Genomic DNA, 21935 nt, shown 5'->3' on the forward strand with positions numbered 1-21935 from the left:
AGCACGTTCATCCGCGACGCCCGCAGCGCGGGAAGCAGCGCGGCGAGCAGGCCGACGATCGCGGCCAACACGACCACGGTGATCACCGTCGACCAGGGGATCGTCAGGACCTTGAGGCCCTCGGCGGCGAGCAGGCGCTGTGCGACGACGCCCCACGTGAGCCCGAGTGCGAGTCCGATGAGGGCTCCGAACACCGCGATGACCATCGACTCCAGCCGGATCATCCGGCGGATCTGCCTGCGTGAGGCTCCGATCGCCCGCATCAGGCCGATCTCACGGGTCCGCTCGACCACCGAGAGCGCCAGGGTGTTGACCACCCCGAGGATCGCGATGATGATCGCCAGGCCGAGCAGGCCGTAGATCATGTACAGCATGATGTTGATCTGGCCCTGCACCAGTTCCTTGTAGTCGGCCTGGTTCCGGGCCTCGACCTGGGGGAACGGCTCGACGGTGCGGTCGATCGCCTCGCTGAACCGTGTCGCGTCGGCTCCCGGTGCGGCGTTCGCGAAGACGATGAAGTCCTGGATCTGCGGCAGTTGCGCGGTGACGGTGTCGAACGGAAGGATCACGGCGTTGCCGAACCCGGCGCCGCCGGTCTCGTCCGCCTGGATCGTACCGATCTCGGCCTTCACGGTCTGACCGGTGCCCTTGAACACGATGTCCACCGGGCTGCCGACCGCGAGGTTGTGCTCCTTGGCCGTCTCCTCCGCGATGGCGACCTTGCCGGGAGCGCCGATGTCGTCGCCGCTGCCGGACAGGACGTCGCGCTTCCACACGACGTCGTAGCCCGGCTGAGCGGTGATCGCCTTGCTGGTCGACTCGCCGTCGGGGAACTTGACCTCGACGTCCTGCTCGCTGAGCATCCGGACCCGGACGACCTCGCCGACGCCTTCGGTCTTCTGGATGTTGTCGGCGATGTCCTTCGTGAACGCCGAGCCGCCCATGGCCTGCACGGTCACGTCGGCGCCGAAGGTGTCGTCGATCTCCTTGGAGATCGAGTCGTTCATCGACGCGGCCACCACCGACAGCGCCGCCACCAGGGCGACACCGATCATGAGGGCCGCGGCCGTCGCGCCGGTGCGGCGCGGGTTGCGCAGGGCGTTCTCGCGGCTGAGCCGGCCCATGGATCCGAACAGCTTGGGGTAGCCCGCAGCGAGGGCCGGGATCACCGTACGGGCAAGCACCGGGCCGAGGACGACGAACGCCAGCAGGGTCAGGACGACGCCCAGGCCCAGCAGGCCGCCGCCGGCCGCGCCGCTGTCCGCGGTCGCACCGCCGACCAGCCCGAGGATGCCGACGGCCAGGAGAACCAGGCCGATGATGGAGCGGACCTTGAGCGACTTGTGCGCCGGGGCGCTCGCCTCGCGCAGTGCGGCCATCGGCGAGACCCGGCTCGCGCGACGTGCCGGGATGTACGCCGCGATGATCGTGACGACGGTGCCCACCAGGTATGCGGTGATCGGCGTGGCCGCGTTGAAGACGAGGGACGTCCCCTTGAGGTTCATGCCGATGCCGCTGATGAGGGCCTTGAGCCCGACCGCCAGACCGAAGCCGGCCGCGAGGCCGAGCGTCGACCCGACGATGCCCAGCAGCAGGGCCTCCAAGAGGACCGACCGACGGACCTGCTTGCCGCTGGCACCGATGGCACGCATGAGACCGAGCTCGCGCGTGCGCTGGGCGACCAGCATCTGGAAGGTGTTGAAGATCAGGAAGATGCCGACCAGCACCGCGATGCCGGCGAAGGCGAGCATCACGTACTTGATGATGTCGATGAACGAACCGATCTCGTCGGCTGCGTCCTTGGCCGCCTCGGCCTTGGTCTTGACCTCGAAGTCGGCGCCGAGTGCCTGCTGGACGGTCGCCTTGAGCTGGTCGTTGGTGACGCCCGCGGCGGCGTCGAGCTCGACGGAGGAGAGTTTGTCCGGCGAGCCGAGCAGCGCATTCTGCGCGTACGCGGTCTCCAGGAAGACCAGCGTCGCGCCCGGGTTGGTGGTCGTGAACGTCGCGATGCCGACGACCTTGGTCTGGATCCGTCCGTTCGCGTCCATGAGCGCCGCGTTGGCGTCGGTCCTGCCGACCGACGGGATGATCCACAGCGAATCGCCGATGTCGATGTTCTTCTTGTCGGCGGTGTCCGCGTCGACCACGACCTCACCGGGTGCCCGGGGCACCTGACCGCTGGTGAGCTTCACCGGCGAACGGTCGCTCTCGTACCAGTTCACGCCGACGGTCGGGGCGCCGCCCGTCGGGCCGATCGACTTGTTCTCGTCGTTGACGACGGTGATGTTCTCGACGCCGACGGACGGGTGGGCCGCCTCGACCCCGGGAAGGTCCTTGACCCGGTCGACCGTCGACACCGGAATCGACAGGACCCGGCCGGTCGCGGCGAGGTCCATCGAGTCCTCGTCGGACTCCTGCGACACCGTCACGTCCGCGGCGGTGGACTTGAACAGGTCGTCGAACGTCTTGGTGATCGTGTCGGTGAAGATCAGCGTGCCGGAGACGAACGCCACCGACAGCAGGATCGCGATGGCCGACAAGACCATGCGTCCTTTGTGCGAGAGAAAGCTTCTGAAGCTCGCCTTCAACATGGTCGACGGTCCGTCTCAGCTCGTACGGGCGGCGTCGAAGCGCTTCATACGCTCCAGGACCGCGTCGGAGGTCGGCTTGTGCATTTCGTCCACGATGCGGCCGTCCGCGAGGAACAGCACACGGTCCGCGTACGACGCGGCCACCGGGTCGTGGGTGACCATCACGATGGTCTGGCCCATCTCGCGCACACTGCGCTGGAGGAACGCCAGCACCTCCGCGCCCGCCCGCGAGTCGAGGTTGCCGGTCGGCTCGTCGCCGAAGATGATCTGCGGCCGGCTCGCCAGCGCACGGGCGCACGCGACACGCTGCTGCTGGCCGCCGGACAGCTCGGCCGGGCGGTGGTTGAGGCGGTCGCGCAGGCCGACGGTGTCGATCACGTTCTGCAGCCACTCCGGGTCGGGCTTGCGGCCGGCGATGTCCATCGGGAGCGTGATGTTCTCCAGCGCCGTGAGCGTCGGCAGCAGGTTGAACGCCTGGAAGATGAAGCCGATGTTGTCGCGGCGGAGCTTGGTCAGCTCCTTGTCCTTGAGCCCGGTGATCTCGACGTCGCCGATCCAGCTCTGACCGGACGAAACCGTGTCCAGGCCGGCGAGGCAGTGCATGAGCGTGGACTTGCCGGATCCGGACGGGCCCATGATCGCGGTGAACTGTCCGCGGGCGATCTCGACGTCGACGGCGTTCAGCGCGACGACGCGGGTTTCGCCTTCGCCGTACGCCTTGGTGAGCTGGTTGGCGCGGGCGGCGATGCCGGTCCCTCGGGGTTCCGCGTCCTTGGTGGCTGCGGTGGCCGTGGTCACGAGTGGTCTCCTGCGGTGTCTGCGTGCCTGAAGCGCCGTGGCGGCGTACCGCCCCGGGCGTGGACTCGTCGGTGAAGTGTGAAGTGAACTGGAATCAACCTAGGGGCGCTGCACGGTCGATGAATCGTCGCGAGGAACGGATCAGACGGTCCTACGCAAGGAGGAGTGCCTGCCCACGCACATACATCCGGATTCACGGGATCGTCGGACCCGTTCCCCCTTCGGAACCGCTGGGGTCGGGCCCCGGGAGGGTTGACCGCGGCGTTCCGCGGTGTTATCGCCGGGTTCGTCAGTGCGGCAGGGCGGCGACGACCGCGGTGCGGACACCGTGCGTACTGTGCCGTGTACGCGCGAGACGGCTTCGGCGGCGGCCGGGCAACAGGCCGCGGTGACCGAGGTGCGGCATGCGGGGTAGCAGTAGGGGAGAACGCGCTCCTTCGCGAGGACGAGACGTCGTTGCCTTCGCGGGGCGAGCGCTGTTACCGCAGCGAACCCGGGAGGACCGCCGTGGACCACGACCGCGACGCCATGTCGTCCGACACGTCGGCCTCCGGGGCGACCGCGGCACACGGCCCGACTGCGCTCCGGCAGGACGGAGTCGCCGCCCGCGCGGCGCAGTTGACCAAGGCGTTCGGCGAGGGCGAGACGCAGGTGACCGCGCTCGACAGCGTCGACATCGACATTCCGCGCGGGCGGCTGACCGCGATCATGGGCCCGTCCGGCTCCGGCAAGTCGACGTTGATGCACTGCCTGGCCGGCCTCGACACGGTCACCGCGGGCCGGGTGTGGATCGCCGGCACGGAGATCACCCGGCTGAAGGACAAGGAGCTGACCAAGCTCCGCCGCGACAACATCGGCTTCATCTTCCAGGCGTTCAACCTGCTGCCGACGCTCACGGCGTTGGAGAACATCACACTTCCGACCGACATCGCGGGTCGGCGGCCCGACGCGGAGTGGGTCCGGCAGGTCGTGGCCGCCCTCGGGTTGCAGGACCGGCTGCGGCACCGGCCGGCCGAACTGTCCGGCGGCCAGCAGCAGCGGGTCGCGTGCGCGCGGGCGCTCGCCGCGCGACCGGAGATCATCTTTGCCGACGAACCGACGGGCAACCTCGACTCGCGGGCGGGCGCCGAAGTGCTGGCCTTCCTGCGGCGCAGCGTCGACACGCTGGGCCAGACGGTCGTGATGGTCACCCACGACCCGGTCGCCGCGTCGTACGCGCACCGCGTCGTCTTCCTGGTCGACGGGCGGATCGTCGACGAGATGGACGCGCCCACCTCGGAGCGCGTCTTGGAGCGCATGAAGCGGTTCGACGCGTCGCAGGGGTGAGACGCGGGACCGAACGCTCGGAGTCATGTCGAGGGGCGTGGCAGTGGGGGGGTAGCGGCGCGCGGAGTCTCGCGGCGACGGCTCCGGGCAGCGTGGAAGTGCGGCTGAGGGGTGCGCGCCTCTTCATGGCGGCGTGTGTGGGGCGCCGACAGGTCTGGTGCGGCGTCGACGCCCCACGTCACCGGGCGGACACGAGTCACCGTGTCAGCCCACCGGCGTCGTCCGCTTCCGGAGCGCGTCTTTCGTTTCGGTGCCCGCACCCTCACCTGTTGGGCTCGCCGCACCCGCGCGGTGTGCGGCCCAGGCGACGAGGATGCCCAGGAGCGCCGCACAGCCCATCAACGCGGCCTGGATCTCGAAGGCGCGGCTGAAGCTGTCGACCGACGCCGTCATGGGGTCCGCGCCCTCGGCGAGGCGGTCGTCGCGCAGGCCGGTGGCGACGGTGACCAGCACCGCGATGCCGATCGCGGCCCCTATCTGCTGGCAGGTCGTCACCATCGCCGACGCCACACCGCCGTCGCTCTCGCCCGCGCCGCCGGTGGCCACCTGGATGACGGCGACGAACGCCATGCCGAGTCCGAGGCCGGTGACCACCAGCGCCGGCATGAGGTGGGCGGCGAACGACGTCGCGGCGTCCATGCGGCTGAGCGCGTACATGCCCAGCGCGGCGATCGTCGGCCCCAGGACCAGCGGCACGGCGGGGCCGCGCGTGGTGAGCATTTTGGCGGTGACCGCGCTCGCGATGCCCATGCCGACGCTGAAGGGCAGGTACGACAGGCCGGTGCGGATGGGTGACCAGGCCTGGACGTTCTGCATGTAGAGCGTCAGGAAGAAGAACATCGCGAACAGCCCGCCGGCCGCGACCAGGACCATGACCTGGGCGAGGACGGCCTGCCGGATGCGCAGCAGGCTGCGGGGGATCAGTGGTTCGGCGGCGGTCCGCTGCCGTGCGGCGAAGCCGAGCGCGAGGACGGCCGCGCCGGCGAGGCCCAGCAGCGTACGGCCCGATGTCCACGGGTGGGAGTCGGTCTCGACGACGGTGTAGACGAGCAGCAGGACCGCGAGTGTGCCGAGCGCGGCGCCGATGAAGTCGGGGGTGCGGCCGCGGGTGCCGCGCTGGTCGGCCGCGATGATGCGCGGCAGGACGGCCAGTGCGACGGCGCCGACGGGCAGGTTGATCAGGAAGATCCAGCGCCAGTCGGTCCATTCGACCAGCGCGCCGCCGAGCAGCAGGCCGGTGGCGGCGCCCAGGCCGGTCAGCGCGGCCCAGACGCCGAGCGCGCGGGCCCGCTCGCCGCGTTCGCGGAAGGTCGCCAGCAGGATCGCCAGGGCGGCCGGGGACAGCAGCGCGCCGGCGATGCCCTGCGCGGCGCGCGCGGCGATCAGCGTGCCGGCGTTCGGCGCAAGCCCGCACGCGGCGGACGCCAGGACGAAGGCGGCGAGGCTGCCCGCGAACAGGCGCCGCCGTCCCAGCAGGTCGGCCAGGCCGCCGCCGATGAGCAGGAACCCGCCGAAGGTCAGGAAGTACGCGTTGGTCACCCACGACAGGGAGCTCGCCGAGAAGTCGAGATCGTCGCCGATGGTCGGCAGGGCCACGTTGACGATCGTGTCGTCGATCAGGAGGACGAACTGGGCGGTGCAGACCAGGAGCAGCACGAGTCGTGGATTGACGGGTGCGGGAGCGGAGCCAGGGGTCGACATGCGACCTCCTACAGTTGTAGTGGTGACTTCTACAGTTGTAGGGATAAATTCTACGGTCGTCAAGCCGACGGATAATGGGATGGTGAAAGCCAACGAAGACACAGCGCGAGGCACTTCGGCGGGTGCGCCGCCGCCGAGCCGTCGCGTGCAACTGCTCGACGCCGCGATCCGGGTCATCGCGGCCCACGGCCTGCGCGGTCTCACCCACCGGGCGGTGCAGCAGGAGGCAGGGCTGCCGCACGGATCGGTGACGTACTACTTCAAGACCCGCGACCAACTCGTGTTCGGCGTCATCGACCGCTTGACCGAGTTGGAGCGCGCCCAGGCCGGCGAGGTCGCCGACGAGCTGTTGCGCACGATGGCGGTGCACCCGTTCGAGCCCGACTATCCGCGCATCGCCGAGCTCACGCGCGCGTGGTGGACTTCCAGCAGGGATCGCCAAGTGGCGCGCTACGAACTGCAGTTGGAGGGCAAGCGGGAACCGCGCATCCACGAGGCGATGCAGAAGGCGGCGACCGAGTTCGGGAAGCTCACCGAACTCGTCGCCCTCGCCACCGGATCAGCGAACGCCGCCGACGACGGGGAAGTGCTTCTGGCCTACATCGACGGCCTGATGTTCCACTACTTGGTCCACGCCCCGGACAACCCGAAATTCCTGGAGACAGGCCTCCGCCTCGCGATCGAGTCGCTGCGAAGCGTCCCGCGTCCGCAGTGACCGGGACGAAGCGGATGGGTTCAATCCCAGGTGAGACGCTGCCCGTCCGGCCCGACTTCGAGCCGGAGGCGTTCGGGGGGCGGGGAGCCGGCCTTCTTCCAGCGCGTCACCTCGGCCGCGATGTCGTCCCAAAGCCGTGCTGGGCCATCCTGCCGGGCGTACCACGTCCCGTCTTGCTTGTGGACGGCGGCCCATGCGCCTGCCGCCACGTCGATGACGACATGTTCGTCACGACCGTTACGCCGGAGGGTGATGCGCTGGGCGCGCGGAGCCGCGAACTGGGCGACGAACCGTGTTGTCCAGCAGTTCAGTTCGTCGCCGCCCAGGTTGGTGGGGGCCGACTCGGCCGAGTCGAGATCCGGCAACAATCCCAGCGGTGGGGGTAGTTGGGGGCGGGCGAGCATGAACGAGACCTGGCCGCCCAGTACAGGGCCGGTCGCGGTTCCGTCCTCCGCGACGGTGAGTCGGACGAGTTCGGAAGCCTGCATCCAACCGCCCACGGTGACAAGGATCTTGCCCTGGGGGCGGGTCTGGGCGAGCCACGCGGCGGGGACCGTCTGAACGCCGCACGTGGCGATGACGCGATCGTAGTGGGCGCCTTGGTCGTGCCCGGCCAGCCCGTCGCCGACGACGAGGGTCGGCCGGTAGCCGAGCCCTGCGAGAGAAACCTCGGCACGCGCGGAAACGTCGGCGTCGATCTCCACGGAGGTCACGTTGTCGTCGCCCACGACGTGGGAGAGCAAGGCCGTGGAATAGCCCGTTCCGCTGCCGATCTCCAGCACGCGGGTGCCTGGGGACACCTGAAGCTCTTCCAGCATGCGGATAACGAGACTTGGCAACGTCGAAGACGACGACGGCGTTTGGGAAATGCGTCCGTCAACCTGCCGGGGAACCACTTCGCCCGCCATCTGCGTGACGAGCGTGTCGTCTTCGTAGATCCGCTGCAGAAGTGCCGGGTCGTCGGCGACCGAGGTGGGGCGGTACCAGCCGCCCTCTTCGTACTCGAACCAGCCCTCGCTGAGGAACGCCTCGCGGGGGACCGCCATGACGGCGGCTTCCCACTCCGGGCTCCGCAGATCGCCCGACTCGCGGAGGCGCCGGGCCAGTTCCGTCCGCAGCGCCTCTGAGGTCATGTCGTCGCTCATTCGCAGTCTCCGAGTTGGAGTAAGTCGGCAAGGGCCATTGTCAGCGGAAGCCCGGCCGCATGTTCCAGCCACGCCCACTGGCCGTTCGGGTTGCATTCCAGGAACCACCATTGGTCTTCGGCGGTCAACGCGAAGTCGAAGGCACCGAACTTCAGCCCGAAGCCGGTGAGGAAGCGCAGCAGCGCTTTGCGCACCTCGTCCGGGCACTTGATTGGTTCGTAGGTGAGATGTCGGTAAGCCGCACGCCAGTCCAGGACCCCGTCCGGAGCGGTGATCCGGGCGCAGAGGATCTGATCACCGACGACGACCGCGCGTACGTCCGATGTTTTCGGCACCTGTGCTTGGAACATGTGGGCGCAGAGGCCCACACGGTCGTCGATCTCACCGGGCTCGACGGGAGCGGCCCAGATGCCGGCGGGTTGCCCTTCCACGGCATAGGGCGCGGCATGCAGGGGCTTATAGACCGTCGGTTGTCCGGCCGTGAAGGCTTTCGCTTCGGCCGGGTCGTTGGTGATCAGGGTGACGGGGACGTTCAGCCCCTCACGGATTGCTGCGGAGAGCTGAGCGGGCTTGTACTCAGCTCGCGCGATGGCCTGGGGGTGGCTCAGGTAGAGGCACTTGGGCAGCGCGCCCAGCACGCCGCCGAGCCCGCGCCGGTTCTCCTGAGCGGCGAACCGAGCCGCCTGATCCCCACTCTGTGGGCCATAGGCCGACGGCCGGCGATGGTACAGAGCGCGTACGTTCGCCAAGTCCGCCACTCGGTCGCCTGCCACGAGGCGTCCGCCCCAGCTCCGGGGCCCAGTACGCGCCGAGAGTACGACGTTGGCCGGGAAATCTCGTCCGGGGTCGAAGCGGAGGACGGGCACCCGGCGCCGGTTCAGTTCCGCGATGACCAGATCAGCTGTTGCGTCCTCTGATTCGGTGGCGACCAACACCGGGCGTCCGTTCATGCTGTTGTTCCTAGTCCTGGGTTGCGTCGTGGCCGGTGTCGGAGTCCTGTTTCCCGTCCTTGCTGATCTGGGTGGGCGGGTAGGTGTTGACCGACGTGCCGTGTTTGCCGAGCTCAGCGGGCGTCATCTGCCCCTGGCCATCGGTCCAACGGCCCGTCTGGGTCTCGGAGTCGAGGCCCGCGTACCGCCATTGGGATGGGGTGCCGTTGTTCAGCGGGGTCATGCGGCGCATGGCCCACGGCATCGGGGTCGGGTGGGTGATGGTGTTCGGCAACGTGTCTCCATGGGTGTCGTGGAACTGGACGTGACGTCTGGCCGGTGGGGAAAGGGGGGGGTCAACTCCCGCATGGGCGGCGGGTTTACCGCCGTCGTCGCGTAGTGCCGCGGTTGCCGGACGGGGCCTCGAACCAGCCGCGAACCAGTCCCGGACCGAGCGGGATGCGGCGGCCTTCGGCCTCGGCTTCCAAGACGGCGTCGATGCGGTTCGCGATGGAGCGGGCCCGGTCGGTGTCGTAGTGGGCGACAGCCAGGGCGAGGGCGGTGCTCAGTTCTGCGGCCGCTCCCGGCGAGAGCCGGTGCGGCAGGGTGACGGGAGTGGGGAGGTGCCCCGGCCCCAACGCTGCCGTCTCGCCGGTCAGGATGATCGGCTGCGGCTCGGTTCCGCGTACGAGGGTTAGCCCGAACTCGTCGGTAACTGCGGTCACTTCGATGCGGCCTGGTTCGAGTAGTGGTGGGAGATCAGGCATGGTCTGCGGCCTCACGGCTGTTATCGGGTGTGTGCGGCGCCGGGGCGCGGGCCGGGGGTAGACGCGAGTGCCGGGGGCGCGGGCCCAGGTCTGCCCCGGCACCGGATGACGACGCGACCACCCGGCCCCCACAACCAGCGTCGTGTCGGACGCCCAGGGGAGGGGAGGACATGTGCCGGTACGCAGCCGGGCCGTCACCGCTCCGCCCTGGTGCAGCGCCGGCAGCCGCACGGGGGGAATGTCCGTGTCGGTGTGAGCAGATCGAGCCACGAGCCGGTGACGGTGCGGCGGGTCACCACATCGGTGCGGGTGCCGTCCGGGGCCAACCGGTAGACGGCAAGGGTCATGGTGGCGCGCGCCGGGCGTGAGGCTGCGGGTGTCGACATGGGGTCCTCTCGACGGCACGGACCGGACCAGATACCGCCGGAGAGGGTCATGGTGCGCGAAGTACCCTTCGCGACACCGTGGTTGGCGGTTGATCGGGAACCTATGGCTGCAGAGAGCGATGGTCGACACGCAGAACGTGGCAGCGCCCGGGGGTTACCCGGGGGCTGCCACGGAACGTAGGAGTGTGGTTACTTCTTGCCGATGATCCCGAGGTGGCGGCCTACCTCCCGCATCTCGGCGGGGAGGGCCCGCCTGCGCTTGGAGGCGATTTCCTCCCACGTGTCGACGGCGAGGTTTTGCTGTTGCAGCCAGGTCGGGGCCGTGCTGTGGAGGCGGAGAAGGTCTTCCATGGCGGCGGTGGTGTCGCCGGTCCGGACATGGGCGCGCGCGACGTCGAGTTGGTGGCGGTGCTCGTCGTTCTTCCCGGCGGACCCGAGAAGCTTCCAGGCACGAGGTGAAAGTGCCTGCTCCTCGTTGGACCGGCGGACCACGGTGCGGGCGTCGCCGAGAATCATGGAGTCTTCCAGTTCCTTCATGGCGCTCGTGACCGGGCCGAATACGGTACCGAGGCTGCCGACACCAAATCGGTGCTGCTTACCCAGCGCACTGGCGGCGGTGGCTGCCGCCTTCCGGTACTCCCTGGCTTCGGCCGGGCGGTTGTTGCGTACGGCAGCGGCGGCGGCCTTCATGGCGAGCGTGCCCCAAATCGCGTACCGGTCCGGTTCGGCGCTGGTGATGCGCGGTTCGATCTGGTCCATTGCGTGGACCGCGCCGGCCTCGGCCTCGTCGAAGCGACCGGTGCGTACGAGGGTGAAGCAGACCGTGCTGATCCGTGCTGCCGTCGCCAGGTCGTCAGCTGCGGCCTTGGCGTCCGTGATGGCCCGAGAGCCGGCGATGTACGCGAGGTCGAAGTGCCGTGTCTGGGTGAGGAATCGGTTCACCAGTGCGAGGATGTCGGAGCGGGTGAGCAGGGCCTCGCGGAGCAGTTCGTCGTCGCCGCGGTAGTGGGAGACGGCGGCGTCGGCCTGGCGTACCAGCGCGGGCAGGTTCGCCGCGAGGCTTTCGTAGCGGCCTGCTGGATACAGCACGGCCGCGTCGGCGGCGGCGCGGCGGAGCAGGCGAAGATTCGGCTCGTCGGTGGGAGGCGTCTGCCCGAGCAGGTTGAGCATCGGGGTCAGGGACATGCGCAGGTCCCGGAGGTTCAAGCGCGTCCGCGCTCGGCGGCGTTCCGGAGGATCCTCCGCCAAGAGCGCGGATGTGGTGACGCCCAACGCTCGCGCGACGGCGTGCAGCGTCTCGATCCGTACGCTCCCGCCCTGTTCGAGCTTTTGGATGACGGCGACGGAAAGCTCGGCTTCAGCCGCGAGTTGTTCCTGGCTGAGCCCGCTGCCTCGCCTGAACTTCCTGACGTTGTCGGACAAATCAGTGTGGTGGTCAACCACAGTGTCACCTGCCTGTCTCAGGCAGGACGCCCCCGAAGATCGTGGTCGTATGGAGGCGGGGGCGGTGCCCTGCCGGTTGTAGGAACCACGGCCAGCGTACGCCGCGTGCGTGTTCCGACAAGCGCTCTCGGTGAACCTGGTCACCGTCCCCACGTCGCTGCGCTGTCGCCTTTGGCCTGGCCGGCGGCTGGGAACCGGTACTTCTCCGGCGACACTCCCGACGCGCGTCACCGCCCGCAGTGACGCGGTCAGGCGACGACGCGGACGGTGGGGTCCGGGGTGGTGGTTGGGGCGTCCGTGGGGTTCGGTGCAGCCGCATGGTTCGGGGCGTCGGTGTCCGTGGCGGCGACGGTCGTCAGTACGTGCCGGGCCAGGGCGTCACTGATGCGAAGTGGTGGGGCGTCTGCTCGGGGGCGGGAGAAGCCGCTGATCGGGACGCCGCCGGTCACCCCGTGTCCGAAGGCGAAGCGGGCTGGGTGCGGGGAGCCGTCTGCCGCGATGAGGCGGTGTTCGGCTGGGGTTGCGCGTACCTGCCCCGATGGCCGGCCGGCTACCGACTCCTCGGTGATTTCGCCGCGTGTGAAGAGGGCGCGAAGGAGGGGGTCGCGGCTTCGTGACGCGGAGGGAACCGGTAGACGGGCCTCGATCAGGGTTCGGGCTCGTGTGACCGTGCTGGGGACCGATGGGCTGTGGGCGGCGAAGAAATTCCCGGAGGGCCCGACTGTGGCGTCTGCGCCCAGGAAGACGATGAGTCCGGCCTTGGCCAGGGCCAGGACCTCCTCCAGTCGCGCGCGGGGCGGGCCGCTGGCCATGTAGTTGTGGAAGCCCACAAACTCCTGGAGTTCGTCGCGCCGCGAGCGTTCCGAGATGCGGCCATGGTCGAGCAGGCGTGTGACGACCTCGAAGCCCGACAACAGGGCCTGGAGCGCGGCCAGGTCGGGGCTGTGCCGGGGGTCCGCGCTGCGGGTGAGGGTGTCGGTGATGTGTGCGGTGACGGTGGCCTGCAAGGCCGTGTGGTCGGCGAACTGCCGCCCGCACAGCGGGCGATCGAGACGGGCGAGGTCGAAGCGGTCCGCCGGGTCGGGGACGGCCCCGGCGATGAGGGCGGTCAACCGAGAACGACGGGCTGCCTGTTCGGACGGGAACGCCTCGGCGTCGCCTGCGGTCATCGCGGTGAACTCGGGGGCGAATGCGTCCCATTCGACGGCGGTGCGGTCCGGGTGTGCGGTGAACAGGCGGTGGTAGTACGCCCACGCCATCTCACGTGCGAGGAGCGGGCGGAGGTCGCGGTGCCAGTTGACGGCACCGCGTCCGGGCCTGTCCGCGACGGCGGCGCTCGTCAGGAAGTACGGCAACGGGGGCCGATCGCCGTCGAGTTCGTAGTCGAACTTGGGACGGTACGGGACACCGCGTCGCGAGGCGGCGTAGAGCTGCGGCTCGTTCCCCGACGGCCGGTAAACCAGCGTGCCGTCGGGGTCGCGGACGAACGTTCCTCCCCGTCCTGATGTGACACGGACCACCAGGTCGATGAACGCCAGCCCCATGCCCCGGGCGATCACCGGTTCACCGGGCCGCAGGGCGTCCAGGTCTTGTTCGGCGGTGTAGCCGGAGGGGATGTAGTGCAGCCCGTGGCGCTTGGCGTACCGGGTGAAGCGCCTTTCGCCGGGGTCGGGTTCGCTGTCGAGATGGCCTTGGGTGAGGACCACGGCGTCGACGACCACGCATGTTCCTGCGGTGAGTTCGACGCGTTGGCGGCCCGAGCCGTCGGGTACGTCGGCCAGGTCGAGCGCGCTGTCGCGGTGCACGAACACCCGGACGTTCGACGGCGCGGACGCGACCGTGGTGTGGAACACCCAGGCCATGTAGGCCCCGACAAGGCCGCGACTGGGAAACCACATCGGAGTCAGACGGGACAACTCATCGGCCAGCGGGGCGAGTTCGGGATCCAAACGATTGCTGCGCAGCTCGGCTGCGCGGTCCCGGCCCCATTCCCACAGCGACGGCCCGAGGCTGATCGGTCCCGCGCAGGTGCTGAGCTCGTCGGTGAACAGCGTGATGTGGGCGGCGCGGGAGTTGGCCCACATCAACGAGGCGGAGTCCCGCTGCCAGACTCGGCCGCCGCCGGGCGGGCAGGGGTCGATCACATGTATGTGCAGGGGCCGTGTGCCGACCAGGTCGCGCGCGTTCGCGCAAAGGCGTTCGAGGAGTGAGGTGCCGGCCGGTCCGCAGCCGATGAGCGCGACGGTCGCCGGCAGGGGCGCGGGTATCGGTCCAGGTGGGGTGTCGGTCATGGCGCCCCGACAGAGCGCGGAGAACAGCGGGCCAGAACGCGGTCGGGCACGCGAAAAGGCGAGCGGACGGCAGTTGCCGGCCGCTCGGCGCAGGTCGCGGTGACGGCAGGGCCCCCGGCGCGATTCGCACTCACGTCAACGACGTTACCGGGATTGGGCACACCGCACCCGGGCTTCGGTACTGCCGAACGCGACGGGAGAGCACCGGAGCTACGTTCGGTAACCGCCTCTCGACGGACATTCCGTGTCGGGAAGATGGCAAAATATGCGGCCAACCCCGGTATTGGTCACGGCTTTTGCCTGCACTCTTCGCGTCGGGGCGAGCAGTTGCCGAATGACGATGAACGCGAAGCGTAACTGAGAGGTACGTGGTCGTCGTCACTGTAGGGAAGGTGCCGCGCCCTGTGGATGGTCGCGGCACGGCCCTTGTGAGGTCTCCGCAATGTGCCGGCAACGTTTCGGCGGTCACGCGGCGCTGTCAGCCACAGGGCTCGGCCGCCGTGCCGCCGACCGCTGCCAGGCCGCTGACGCGGGGCCAGTCCACGACCGGCACGCCGCTTCCGCTCGCCGCCGGTCCCCGGCAACTGCTGCGGTGGTGGCGGTTGATGTGGTCCAAACGCAGGTTGTCGCGGAACGCCGGGATCTCGTGCAGACGCGCGAAGTAGTCCCACAGCGCTGGGTGTTCGGCGATCCTCCGGACATCGTCCGCGTGCAGGTGCAGGCGGTGCACGGCGTCGACGTGCAGCAGCGTCGTCCACAAGTGCACGTCGGCGGCGGTGAGTTCGGGGCCGAGCAGGAAACCGCCCGGGGCCAGGCGGCGTTCGAGCATGGTCAGCGCGCGCAGCACGGTGCGTACGGCTTCGTCGTAGCGGGCGCCGGCCCTGGCGCGTCCGGCCTGCTGCGCCGCCTCCCAGATGTCGTCGTCGAACAGCGCCGCGTAGTAGGCGAGTTCGGTGGACAGCGCGGCGGGGTACAGGTCGGGGCCGGAGCCGGGAAACGCCGTGGCGAGGTCGGCCAGGATGTCGGAGGACTGGTTGCTGACGATGCGTCCGCTCCACCGGTCCCACAGCACCGGGACGGACACCGGGCCTTCGTAGTGGTATTCGGTCGCCTCGTACGCCTCCCGCAGCAGCGCGAACCCGCCGACCGCGTCCGGGCCGTGCCCGTCGCCTGACCGGAACGCCCATCCGCGCCCGTCGCGCACCGGGTCGACCGCCGAGACGGTCACGACGTCCCCGAGTCGGCGGAGGTCGCGGGTGATGGCGGCCCGCAGGGAGCGCGGACACGCGAGACAGACGTACACGTGGTAGCGGCGCGGGTCGGCGGTGAAACCGCTGCCGGGCATGCGGCCGATGCGGCCCCGGAAAACCGGGGCAGGGCGGCCGAGGGTGCGGTAGCGCCCGTGGGCGCGGAAGTCGACGGGGTCTGCGGAGCCGGGCAGGCGTACGGGTGGCTGGGCGGGCATGACGGAACTCCCTGGAGGCCGAATCGGGCAGGGGACGACAGCCGCGCACGGTCACGCGCGCGAGGGACGACGGAACGGGATGGCCGGGGCGGCGGAGCCGACACGCACCTTCGGACAGCCGGAGCGCAGGCCGCGCACCGCCACATCCGGCAGGCGCGGGCGCACGGTGCACACGCGGGACAACGGACGCGCGGAAACGCGCGGCGCGGGCATGCGACACGTGGTTGTCGGTCTCCGGGAGCTTTAAGCCGCGCTGCACACACGCAGCAGGTCGATGTGACGCCGCCTCAGAAACCGGCCGGAGACGAGCCGACGGAGCGGAGGGAACGGTAGCTCGCGGATGCCGCGCATCGTTTCCCCCTTCCCGGCGTGCCAAATCGGATTATTCGCGTGCCGTATACAAACCGTCAATAGCAGCGAACATGCAGTGCCGGTGACGTGGTTCGACGGTGTGGACCGGGCGGAGCGGGGGGTACGGCCGGCGAGGCGGAGGGGCGGGGAACGGTCGGACGCTGCGCGAGACGTGGTTCGCGAGAGGCGGAGTGAGGTTGCGGTGGAGCCGGTGCCCTTCGGAGCCGGATCGGCAGAGCCGCAGGCCCGGTCGGTCACGAGGGCGCGGTCGTCACGGCGCATGCGCCGGGGGTGGCTGCCCGTGCCACGTGCCACGTCCAGGCCGGGTCGGGGCCGGGTGGTCGGGGGTGGAGAGTGCTGTCACTCGCGACGCGGGCCGAGGGGCGGTGCCTCGGTGGCGGCGCGGGCGTGGTGTGAGCGCCGGCATGCCGCGTTTTCGAGCGGGCTCAGAAGTAGCCGGGCAGTGGGGTGCGTTCGTGGGATTTGACCTTCACCCCGGGGCCGCTGCGCCACGGGTGGCGGCCGAGTGTGCCGCACGCCAGGCAGGCCTCCTGCTTGCCGATCGCGACGATGCGGTGGCCGATCAGGGCGGCCTGCGGGGCATACCGCCAGCCGTCGCCGTCGCACGCCTGACACGCCACCGTCAGGTCGGTCGGGAACCCGGGCGGCGGTTCGGCGGGGATCTCCGGCATGTCCGGAGTGTTCGCGTCCACTGCTCCCACCGTATCCCCGGTTGGCGCGAGGTGGGGTCCGGCGCGGGCGGGCAGAGGTCGGAGTCGGCCGCGCGCCCGCCTCCCGTGGGAAGACGGAGACGGGGGCGGCGCGCGGCCGACGGCCTCCGCCGGCCCGGTCAGGGGACCAGGACGACCTTGCCGCGACCGTGCCCGGCTTCGACGATCCGATGCGCTTCGGCTGCGTCGGCCAGCGGCAGGCGGTGGGCGATGTGCACGACGAGCGCTCCCTGCGACCACAGGTCGACCAGCTCGCCCAGGCGTTCCCGCGAGCGCGCGCCCGGGCCGCCGCGCAGACCGACGACGCCGAGGCGTTCGGCGCCTGCGAAGTCGATGATCGTGCCGATCCGGGTGCGGTCCGCGACAAGTTCGACCGAGGCGTCCAGCGCCCCGCGTCCGGCGGCGTCCAGCGCGGCGTCCACACCCTGCGGGGCGGCGGCCCGAACACGCTCGACCAGCCCGTCTCCGTACGTGACCGGTGTGGCTCCCAGGGACCGCAGGTACGCGTGATTTCCCTCGCTCGCGGTGCCGATCACCGTCGCGCCCCATGCCACCGCTACCTGCACCGCGGCCGTCCCGACCCCGCCGGCCGCGGCGTGCACGAGCACGGTCTCGCCCGAGGCGACCCGCAGTTCCCGCAGCGCGCGGTGTCCGGTCTGCCCCGATGCGGACATCGCCCCCGCGACCTCCCACGGCATCGCGGCCGGCTTGCGCACCACCTGATCGGCCGGGACCACGACGGCCTCGGCGTGGGACCCGAGCATGGACCAGCCCAACACCTCGTCCCCGACAGCGATTTCGGCGACCCCGTCGCCCACGAGGTCCACGACGCCCGAGAATTCGTTGCCCGGGACCGCCGGGAGCTCCGCCCGCATGGACGGCGGCGCGGCACCCCGGCGCATCATCGTGTCGGCAGGCTGCACACCCGCCGCCCGAACCCGGACACGTATGTGGCCGGGACCCGGTTCCGGGGTCGGCACGTCCGTCAGCGTCAGGACGTCGGGCGGGCCGAACTCGGCGAGTGTCACTGCCTTCACGGAGGTCACTTCCCATCGTTGCGTGGTCGACGGGGACCACGATGCAAGGTGAACCTCACTTCAGGTCAAGCGCACGGGTGAGCCGTCCGCTGGGCGGGCGTAGGCTCGACACGCGTGGGGCCCGGGCAAGTTGCGTTTGCCCGGGCCCTGCGTTTGTGCGCGCGGAGTTACGAGTCGGCGTTGGGGAAGGTGTCCCGGTCGATCTGCTTCCCCTGCGCGTCGTACGCCGTGAAGGTGTACGTCGCCCCGCGTGCCGCCGCCTGGGCCCGGGTACCGAGCTCGAACACCACGAAGCCTTCCGGGGTGTTCGGGACCGGGACCGGTTCCCCTTGGAGGCTGCTGCCGTCCGGGAAGCTCACTTCGGCCCGTGCGACCTGCGGCGTCACCTGGAGGACGATGTAGGTCTGTCCGCCGCCTGAGCCACGGCCGTTGCGCATGACCGGTGCGTCGCGTCCGCCGCTGTTCTGCTCCCACGGCTGGGCCATCGGGCACGGGTTCAGGAACGTCGCCGCCCACGCGGCGTCGACCATCAGGTAGACCTGCTCGCAGTACGGCGGCCCCGCGGTGGGGCCGTCGGCCGCCCCGGGATCGACGGCGGAGTTCGGCTTGGCCGCCCCCGTCGCCGACGGATGTCCCGGCGGCGGTTCGTCGCCGAGGACGCGCACGATCTCCCACGCCTTGCCCTGGAACTGCCCGCTCGCCACCACCAGTTTCCCGTCCGGCGTCTTCGGCGGGGAGCTCCCGTCCGGGGTGGAGGCGGGAGCCGGCGTCGCGCTGCTCGCTCCGTTGGTCGCGGCAACGGTCGGTGTGGCCGCTGTCGCCGGGCCGGCCTTGTCGTCACCGCCCAGGAACGTCACCCCGGTGACCGCCGCCGCCGCGATGACGACCGCGGCGACCGAACCGGCCACCGCGACCCGCCGCTTGCGCCGCGCCCGGCCGCCTTGCTCGATGGCCGTGTGTGGAGCCGGGGTGTCCGGCAGTCCGCCGCGCATCCCCTGCTCGAATCTGTCGCGCATCCACTGCCCTTCCTCAATGCCGGCCATGGGCCAGAACCTCCGAGGTGTCGTCGGAACCCGAATCCCACTGCGGTCCGTTGAGCCCCGGGTCGGCGCGGAGCTTCGCGAGCCCCTTCGACGCCTGGCTCTTGACCGTGCCGACCGAGCAGCCGAGGATCCCGGCCACCTCGGCCTCGCCCAGGTCGTCCCAATAGCGCAGCACCACGACCGCGCGCTGCCGGGCCGGGAGCCTGGCCAGCGCACGCAGCAACGCGTCGCGCTGGTCGACGCGGTGGGTCGTGTCCGGGACGCGTCCTTCGGGCACCGCGGCGCCCAGGAGCTGGGTGATCCTGCGCTTGCGGAACCGCGCCGCGTTGGCGTTGACCAGGATGCGACGCACGTAGGCGTCCGGGTTGTCGCTGGCGCGTACGCGGTGCCATGCCGCGTGGGCTTTGATCAGCGTCGTCTGTGCCAGGTCCTCCGCCTCGCCGTGGTCGCCGGTCAACAGGTACGCGGTGCGCACGAGCCGCGCCCAGCGGGACCGGACGAAGTCGTGGATCTCCACTGCTTCCTGGGGTCGCAACGAACACCTCCTTCAGGAAGCCTGAGTACGGCCCGGTCCGGCGGGGTTGCCCAGGACGGGAAAACATTGCATGGGCCGTCGGGCGGCGTGCGAAGAGGCCCGGAACGCGGGGGCGTTCGGGCCTCTTCGTGCGGACGGAAGCGGATTGCGCGGCTCAGGCCGCCGCGACGCCGGCGATGAGCAGGGCTCCCGCGGCGACGGCGGCGAGACCGCGGACGTGGTTCATGCGCGTCCACTCGACGACGTGCACCGCCCAGAGGCGGTCGGCGTCCGCCGTGCCCGCCGTGACCTTGTCGAGCGCTTCGTTGCGCGGGACGTGGTAGGCCACCGTCAGGACGAAGCTCCCCACCAGGTACGTCGCCGCTCCGGCGACCAGGAGAGCGGAGTGGTCGGCGTCCCAGTCGACCACCGCCCAGACACCCAGTGCCGCGGACGCGAGCGCGCTGCCGAGGAAGACCGGGAGGAAGGGGAAGGTGAGTGCGGACGTGTTGACGGCCTGCATGACGCCGACCGCGTCCTTCGCGGGGGCCTGGCGCAGGGCCGGCATCACGAGGGCCGAGAACCCGAAGAACACTCCGCCGATGACGATGCAGCCGAGCGCGGTGGCCATGGTCAGTGCGAACTGGAATCCGTTCATTGGGCTGCCCTCCGGGCATCGGGGGTCGTCGGCGAGGTTCGTGGGGCTCTGGCTCGGGTGTGTTTGCGCTGTCTGGCTCTGTCGCGCGCCGGGCGGGGGCGGCCGGGACCGGTGGTCCCGGCGGAGGGGCGTTACGCGTTCCAGGCGCCCGTCGCGGCCACCGCGCGGGCGTAGTCGGCGAAGTCGCGGGGCTCGCGGCCGAGAGCCTGCCCGACGCCGTCGGTCAGGTGCTCGTTGCGGCCGTCGAGGACTTCGGTGAACAGATAACGCAGGAACCAGACCGTCTCCTCGTCGAGGCCCGCGTCGCCGAGCGCCGCGGCATAGGCGTCGATCGGCACGGTCACGTACCCGATCTCGCGCCCGGTGGCGGCGGCGATCTCGGCGACCGCCTCGGCGAAGGTGATCAGGCGCGGACCGGTGACCTCGTACGTCCGGCCGTGGTGCCCGTCCTCGGTCAGCGCGGCGACCGCCACGTCGGCGATGTCGTCGGCGTCGACGAACGGCTCCCGTACGTCCGCGACCGGCAGGGCGACCTCGCCCGCGAGGATCGGCTCGATCAGGAAACTCTCGCTGAAGTTCTGCATGAACCACGAGGCCCGGACGACCGTCCACTCGGCGCCGGCCCGCTCCGCGGCCTCGGCGACGCGCACCTCCGCGCTCTGCGCCTCGGGCTCGCCGCGACCGGAGAGGAGCACCAGGCGCCGCACGCCCGACACGACGGCGAACTCGGCGAACGCGCCGACCGCTTCGGGAGCGCCGGGCACCGCGAGGTCGGGCACGTAGGTGATGTAGACGGCGGCGACATCCGCGAGGACCGGCTTCCACGTCGCCCGGTCGTTCCAGTCGAACGGGATCTCGGCGCCGCGCGAGCCGATGCGTGTCGTGGCGCCGCGGTCGGTGAGGCGCTGGGCGACGCGACGGCCGGTCTTGCCGGTGCCGCCGAGGACCAGGATGGTGTTCGACATTGCGGGCTCCTCTGCCAGGTTGTCCGTTGCTTGGTGGCGTGACTTCATTGAAGTCGAGCAGAGCGAGACGGAACATAGCTGGAAAGCCCAATTACATAAGAGAAAGTCTCATCTTGTGGCGACGGTCGTCGGGACGCGCGACAGAGGGGCGCCGCGACCGCGACGGAGCCGGGGCGTCACGAACGGGCGTACGCCGCGGGCGGCGTGCCCACCGCGGCGGTGAAGTCGCGCGTCAGGTGCGCCTGGTCGGCGTAGCCGAGCTCCGCGGCGAGCCGTGCCCAGTCGATCCGGCTTCCGGCGGCCGCGCGTTCGGCGGCTTCGTGCAGGCGGGCGCGACGCAGGACCCATTTAGGGGACGCGCCGACGTACTCCGCGAAGAGGCGTTGCAGGCGGCGCACCGACATGCCCAGTTGCCCGGCGATTTCGTCGACGCGGGTCAGCGACGGGTCGGCGGTGATGCGCGCGACGATTTCTGCGGCCTCGTCCGCCGCCGGGTCCGGGTCGGGGAGTCTCGCGCGCAGGAACTCCTCGGCGTGCGTGACCATTTCGGTGTCGTCTCGGGTGCCGAGGACGGCGGTCTGCGTGGCGTGCACGGCCGCAGGGTCGAACAACTCGGCGGCAGGCACGACCCGGTCGACGATGTCCGCGACCGGACGGCCCAGGAAGGGCCGGAACCCGCCCGGGCGGAACCGCACGCCGAGCACATGGCCGAGGCCGCCGATACGGCGGCGGAACGTGCTGCGGACGATGCCGTAGACGGCGGCTTCCGGCTGCTCGAAGACCAGGTGCACACTCGGGTGCGACAGCACGTGGGACTCGTGTGAGGCCTTGCCGCGCAGGTCCCACGCGACGATCCAGTAGTACTCGACGAAACGGTCGATCGCCGGGCTCGGGGCGTGTTGCGCGAGCCGGATCTTGGTCGCGGTCAGCTCCGGATACAGGACGCCGCGGGGCATCCCCGCGGGATTCGTCTGCTTCTCCGGCATGGCGCCAGGCTACGTGGCCGCACCGACAGCCCGGTGTGGCCGGAGCACGGCGCCGCTCGTCGTGTTTCTTCAAGATCGCCGCGCCCGCGCTGC

General features: G+C 70.4%; 20 protein-coding genes. 2 read left to right on the forward strand and 18 right to left on the reverse strand.

The genetic code is table 11. The features are described from left to right. Positions 1-2546 (reverse strand): ABC transporter permease (locus ACRX5W_RS06065; protein WP_436786895.1); only part of this gene is annotated, 2546 nt, incomplete at its 3' end. A gap of 60 nt (positions 2547-2606) precedes the next feature. After that, positions 2607-3338 carry an ABC transporter ATP-binding protein gene (locus ACRX5W_RS06070; protein WP_436787496.1) on the reverse strand — a complete coding sequence of 244 codons (732 nt, stop codon included), beginning with the start codon at positions 3336-3338 and terminating at the stop codon, positions 2607-2609. Positions 3339-3917: 579 nt separating this feature from the next. Between ACRX5W_RS06070 and ACRX5W_RS06075 the strand changes: the two genes are divergently transcribed. Continuing rightward, a complete protein-coding gene (locus tag ACRX5W_RS06075; protein WP_436787497.1) occupies positions 3918-4715 on the forward strand; it encodes an ABC transporter ATP-binding protein in 798 nt (265 codons plus the stop codon). 204 nt (positions 4716-4919) lie between these two features. Here ACRX5W_RS06075 and ACRX5W_RS06080 read toward each other — a convergent pair whose 3' ends face one another. Beyond that, positions 4920-6416, reverse strand: coding sequence for an MFS transporter (locus ACRX5W_RS06080; protein WP_436786896.1), 1497 nt, complete (start codon positions 6414-6416; stop codon positions 4920-4922). Between the two features lie 82 nt (positions 6417-6498). Here ACRX5W_RS06080 and ACRX5W_RS06085 point away from each other — a divergent pair, with 82 nt between their 5' ends. Further along, the gene (locus tag ACRX5W_RS06085; protein ID WP_436786897.1) at positions 6499-7131 is read left to right on the forward strand and encodes a TetR/AcrR family transcriptional regulator; all 633 of its coding nucleotides are present in this window, start codon (positions 6499-6501) and stop codon (positions 7129-7131) included. A gap of 20 nt (positions 7132-7151) precedes the next feature. Here ACRX5W_RS06085 and tgmC read toward each other — a convergent pair whose 3' ends face one another. The 15 genes from tgmC to ACRX5W_RS06160 all read right to left on the reverse strand — a co-directional run bounded on the left by tgmC (position 7152) and on the right by ACRX5W_RS06160 (position 21842). After that, positions 7152-8264 (reverse strand): ATP-grasp peptide maturase system methyltransferase, encoded by a 1113-nt coding sequence (tgmC, locus tag ACRX5W_RS06090; protein ID WP_436786898.1) that lies wholly within the window; start codon positions 8262-8264, stop codon positions 7152-7154. 8 nt (positions 8265-8272) lie between these two features. Beyond that, positions 8273-9226, reverse strand: coding sequence for an ATP-grasp ribosomal peptide maturase (tgmB, locus tag ACRX5W_RS06095; RefSeq protein WP_436786899.1), 954 nt, complete (start codon positions 9224-9226; stop codon positions 8273-8275). 10 nt (positions 9227-9236) lie between these two features. Continuing rightward, positions 9237-9500 carry a putative ATP-grasp-modified RiPP gene (gene tgmA / locus ACRX5W_RS06100; RefSeq protein WP_436786900.1) on the reverse strand — a complete coding sequence of 88 codons (264 nt, stop codon included), beginning with the start codon at positions 9498-9500 and terminating at the stop codon, positions 9237-9239. Positions 9501-9585: 85 nt separating this feature from the next. Beyond that, entirely contained in the window at positions 9586-9972 is a 387-nt protein-coding gene (locus tag ACRX5W_RS06105) for a hypothetical protein (protein ID WP_436786901.1), read from the reverse strand. Between the two features lie 194 nt (positions 9973-10166). Continuing rightward, positions 10167-10358 carry a hypothetical protein gene (locus ACRX5W_RS06110; protein ID WP_436786902.1) on the reverse strand — a complete coding sequence of 64 codons (192 nt, stop codon included), beginning with the start codon at positions 10356-10358 and terminating at the stop codon, positions 10167-10169. A 189-nt stretch (positions 10359-10547) separates the two neighbouring features. Further along, positions 10548-11801, reverse strand: coding sequence for a helix-turn-helix domain-containing protein (locus ACRX5W_RS06115; protein WP_436786903.1), 1254 nt, complete (start codon positions 11799-11801; stop codon positions 10548-10550). 248 nt (positions 11802-12049) lie between these two features. Continuing rightward, on the reverse strand, positions 12050-14092 hold the full coding sequence (locus ACRX5W_RS06120; protein WP_436786904.1) for an FAD/NAD(P)-binding protein: 2043 nt from the start codon (positions 14090-14092) through the stop codon (positions 12050-12052). A 478-nt stretch (positions 14093-14570) separates the two neighbouring features. Further along, the gene (locus ACRX5W_RS06125) at positions 14571-15557 is read right to left on the reverse strand and encodes a glutathione S-transferase C-terminal domain-containing protein (protein ID WP_436786905.1); all 987 of its coding nucleotides are present in this window, start codon (positions 15555-15557) and stop codon (positions 14571-14573) included. Between the two features lie 797 nt (positions 15558-16354). Beyond that, positions 16355-16621, reverse strand: coding sequence for a hypothetical protein (locus tag ACRX5W_RS06130; protein ID WP_436786906.1), 267 nt, complete (start codon positions 16619-16621; stop codon positions 16355-16357). A 137-nt stretch (positions 16622-16758) separates the two neighbouring features. Then, positions 16759-17676, reverse strand: a complete 918-nt coding sequence (locus tag ACRX5W_RS06135; RefSeq protein WP_436786907.1) for an NADP-dependent oxidoreductase — start codon at positions 17674-17676, stop codon at positions 16759-16761. Between the two features lie 167 nt (positions 17677-17843). Then, positions 17844-18719 carry a hypothetical protein gene (locus tag ACRX5W_RS06140; RefSeq protein WP_436786908.1) on the reverse strand — a complete coding sequence of 292 codons (876 nt, stop codon included), beginning with the start codon at positions 18717-18719 and terminating at the stop codon, positions 17844-17846. Beyond that, entirely contained in the window at positions 18706-19254 is a 549-nt protein-coding gene (locus ACRX5W_RS06145; RefSeq protein ID WP_436786909.1) for a SigE family RNA polymerase sigma factor, read from the reverse strand. The genes ACRX5W_RS06140 and ACRX5W_RS06145 overlap by 14 nt, the downstream gene beginning before the upstream one ends. 154 nt (positions 19255-19408) lie before the next feature. Further along, a complete protein-coding gene (locus ACRX5W_RS06150; RefSeq protein ID WP_436786910.1) occupies positions 19409-19891 on the reverse strand; it encodes a DUF1772 domain-containing protein in 483 nt (160 codons plus the stop codon). A gap of 131 nt (positions 19892-20022) precedes the next feature. Beyond that, complete coding sequence (locus ACRX5W_RS06155; protein ID WP_436786911.1) at positions 20023-20856, reverse strand: NmrA family transcriptional regulator; 834 nt, start codon at positions 20854-20856, stop codon at positions 20023-20025. Between the two features lie 176 nt (positions 20857-21032). After that, positions 21033-21842 (reverse strand): AraC family transcriptional regulator, encoded by an 810-nt coding sequence (locus tag ACRX5W_RS06160; RefSeq protein WP_436786912.1) that lies wholly within the window; start codon positions 21840-21842, stop codon positions 21033-21035. Positions 21843-21935 lie beyond the last annotated feature (93 nt).

The organism is Yinghuangia sp. YIM S10712, assembly GCF_051388935.1.
Classification (GTDB): Bacteria; Actinomycetota; Actinomycetes; order Streptomycetales; family Streptomycetaceae; genus Yinghuangia.

What these genes read in the sequence shown, in the direction of transcription:
- ACRX5W_RS06110 (WP_436786902.1), bottom strand. Translation starts at nt 10,358, where the DNA reads ATGTCGACACCCGCAGCCTCACGCCCGGCGCGCGCCACCATGACCCTT.
- ACRX5W_RS06105 (WP_436786901.1), bottom strand. Translation starts at nt 9,972, where the DNA reads ATGCCTGATCTCCCACCACTACTCGAACCAGGCCGCATCGAAGTGACC.
- ACRX5W_RS06125 (WP_436786905.1), bottom strand. Translation starts at nt 15,557, where the DNA reads ATGCCCGCCCAGCCACCCGTACGCCTGCCCGGCTCCGCAGACCCCGTC.
- ACRX5W_RS06140 (WP_436786908.1), bottom strand. Translation starts at nt 18,719, where the DNA reads ATGGCCGGCATTGAGGAAGGGCAGTGGATGCGCGACAGATTCGAGCAG.
- ACRX5W_RS06155 (WP_436786911.1), bottom strand. Translation starts at nt 20,856, where the DNA reads ATGTCGAACACCATCCTGGTCCTCGGCGGCACCGGCAAGACCGGCCGT.
- tgmC (WP_436786898.1), bottom strand. Translation starts at nt 8,264, where the DNA reads ATGACCTCAGAGGCGCTGCGGACGGAACTGGCCCGGCGCCTCCGCGAG.
- ACRX5W_RS06120 (WP_436786904.1), bottom strand. Translation starts at nt 14,092, where the DNA reads ATGACCGACACCCCACCTGGACCGATACCCGCGCCCCTGCCGGCGACC.
- ACRX5W_RS06075 (WP_436787497.1), top strand. Translation starts at nt 3,918, where the DNA reads ATGTCGTCCGACACGTCGGCCTCCGGGGCGACCGCGGCACACGGCCCG.
- ACRX5W_RS06160 (WP_436786912.1), bottom strand. Translation starts at nt 21,842, where the DNA reads ATGCCGGAGAAGCAGACGAATCCCGCGGGGATGCCCCGCGGCGTCCTG.
- tgmB (WP_436786899.1), bottom strand. Translation starts at nt 9,226, where the DNA reads ATGAACGGACGCCCGGTGTTGGTCGCCACCGAATCAGAGGACGCAACA.
- ACRX5W_RS06080 (WP_436786896.1), bottom strand. Translation starts at nt 6,416, where the DNA reads ATGTCGACCCCTGGCTCCGCTCCCGCACCCGTCAATCCACGACTCGTG.
- ACRX5W_RS06150 (WP_436786910.1), bottom strand. Translation starts at nt 19,891, where the DNA reads ATGAACGGATTCCAGTTCGCACTGACCATGGCCACCGCGCTCGGCTGC.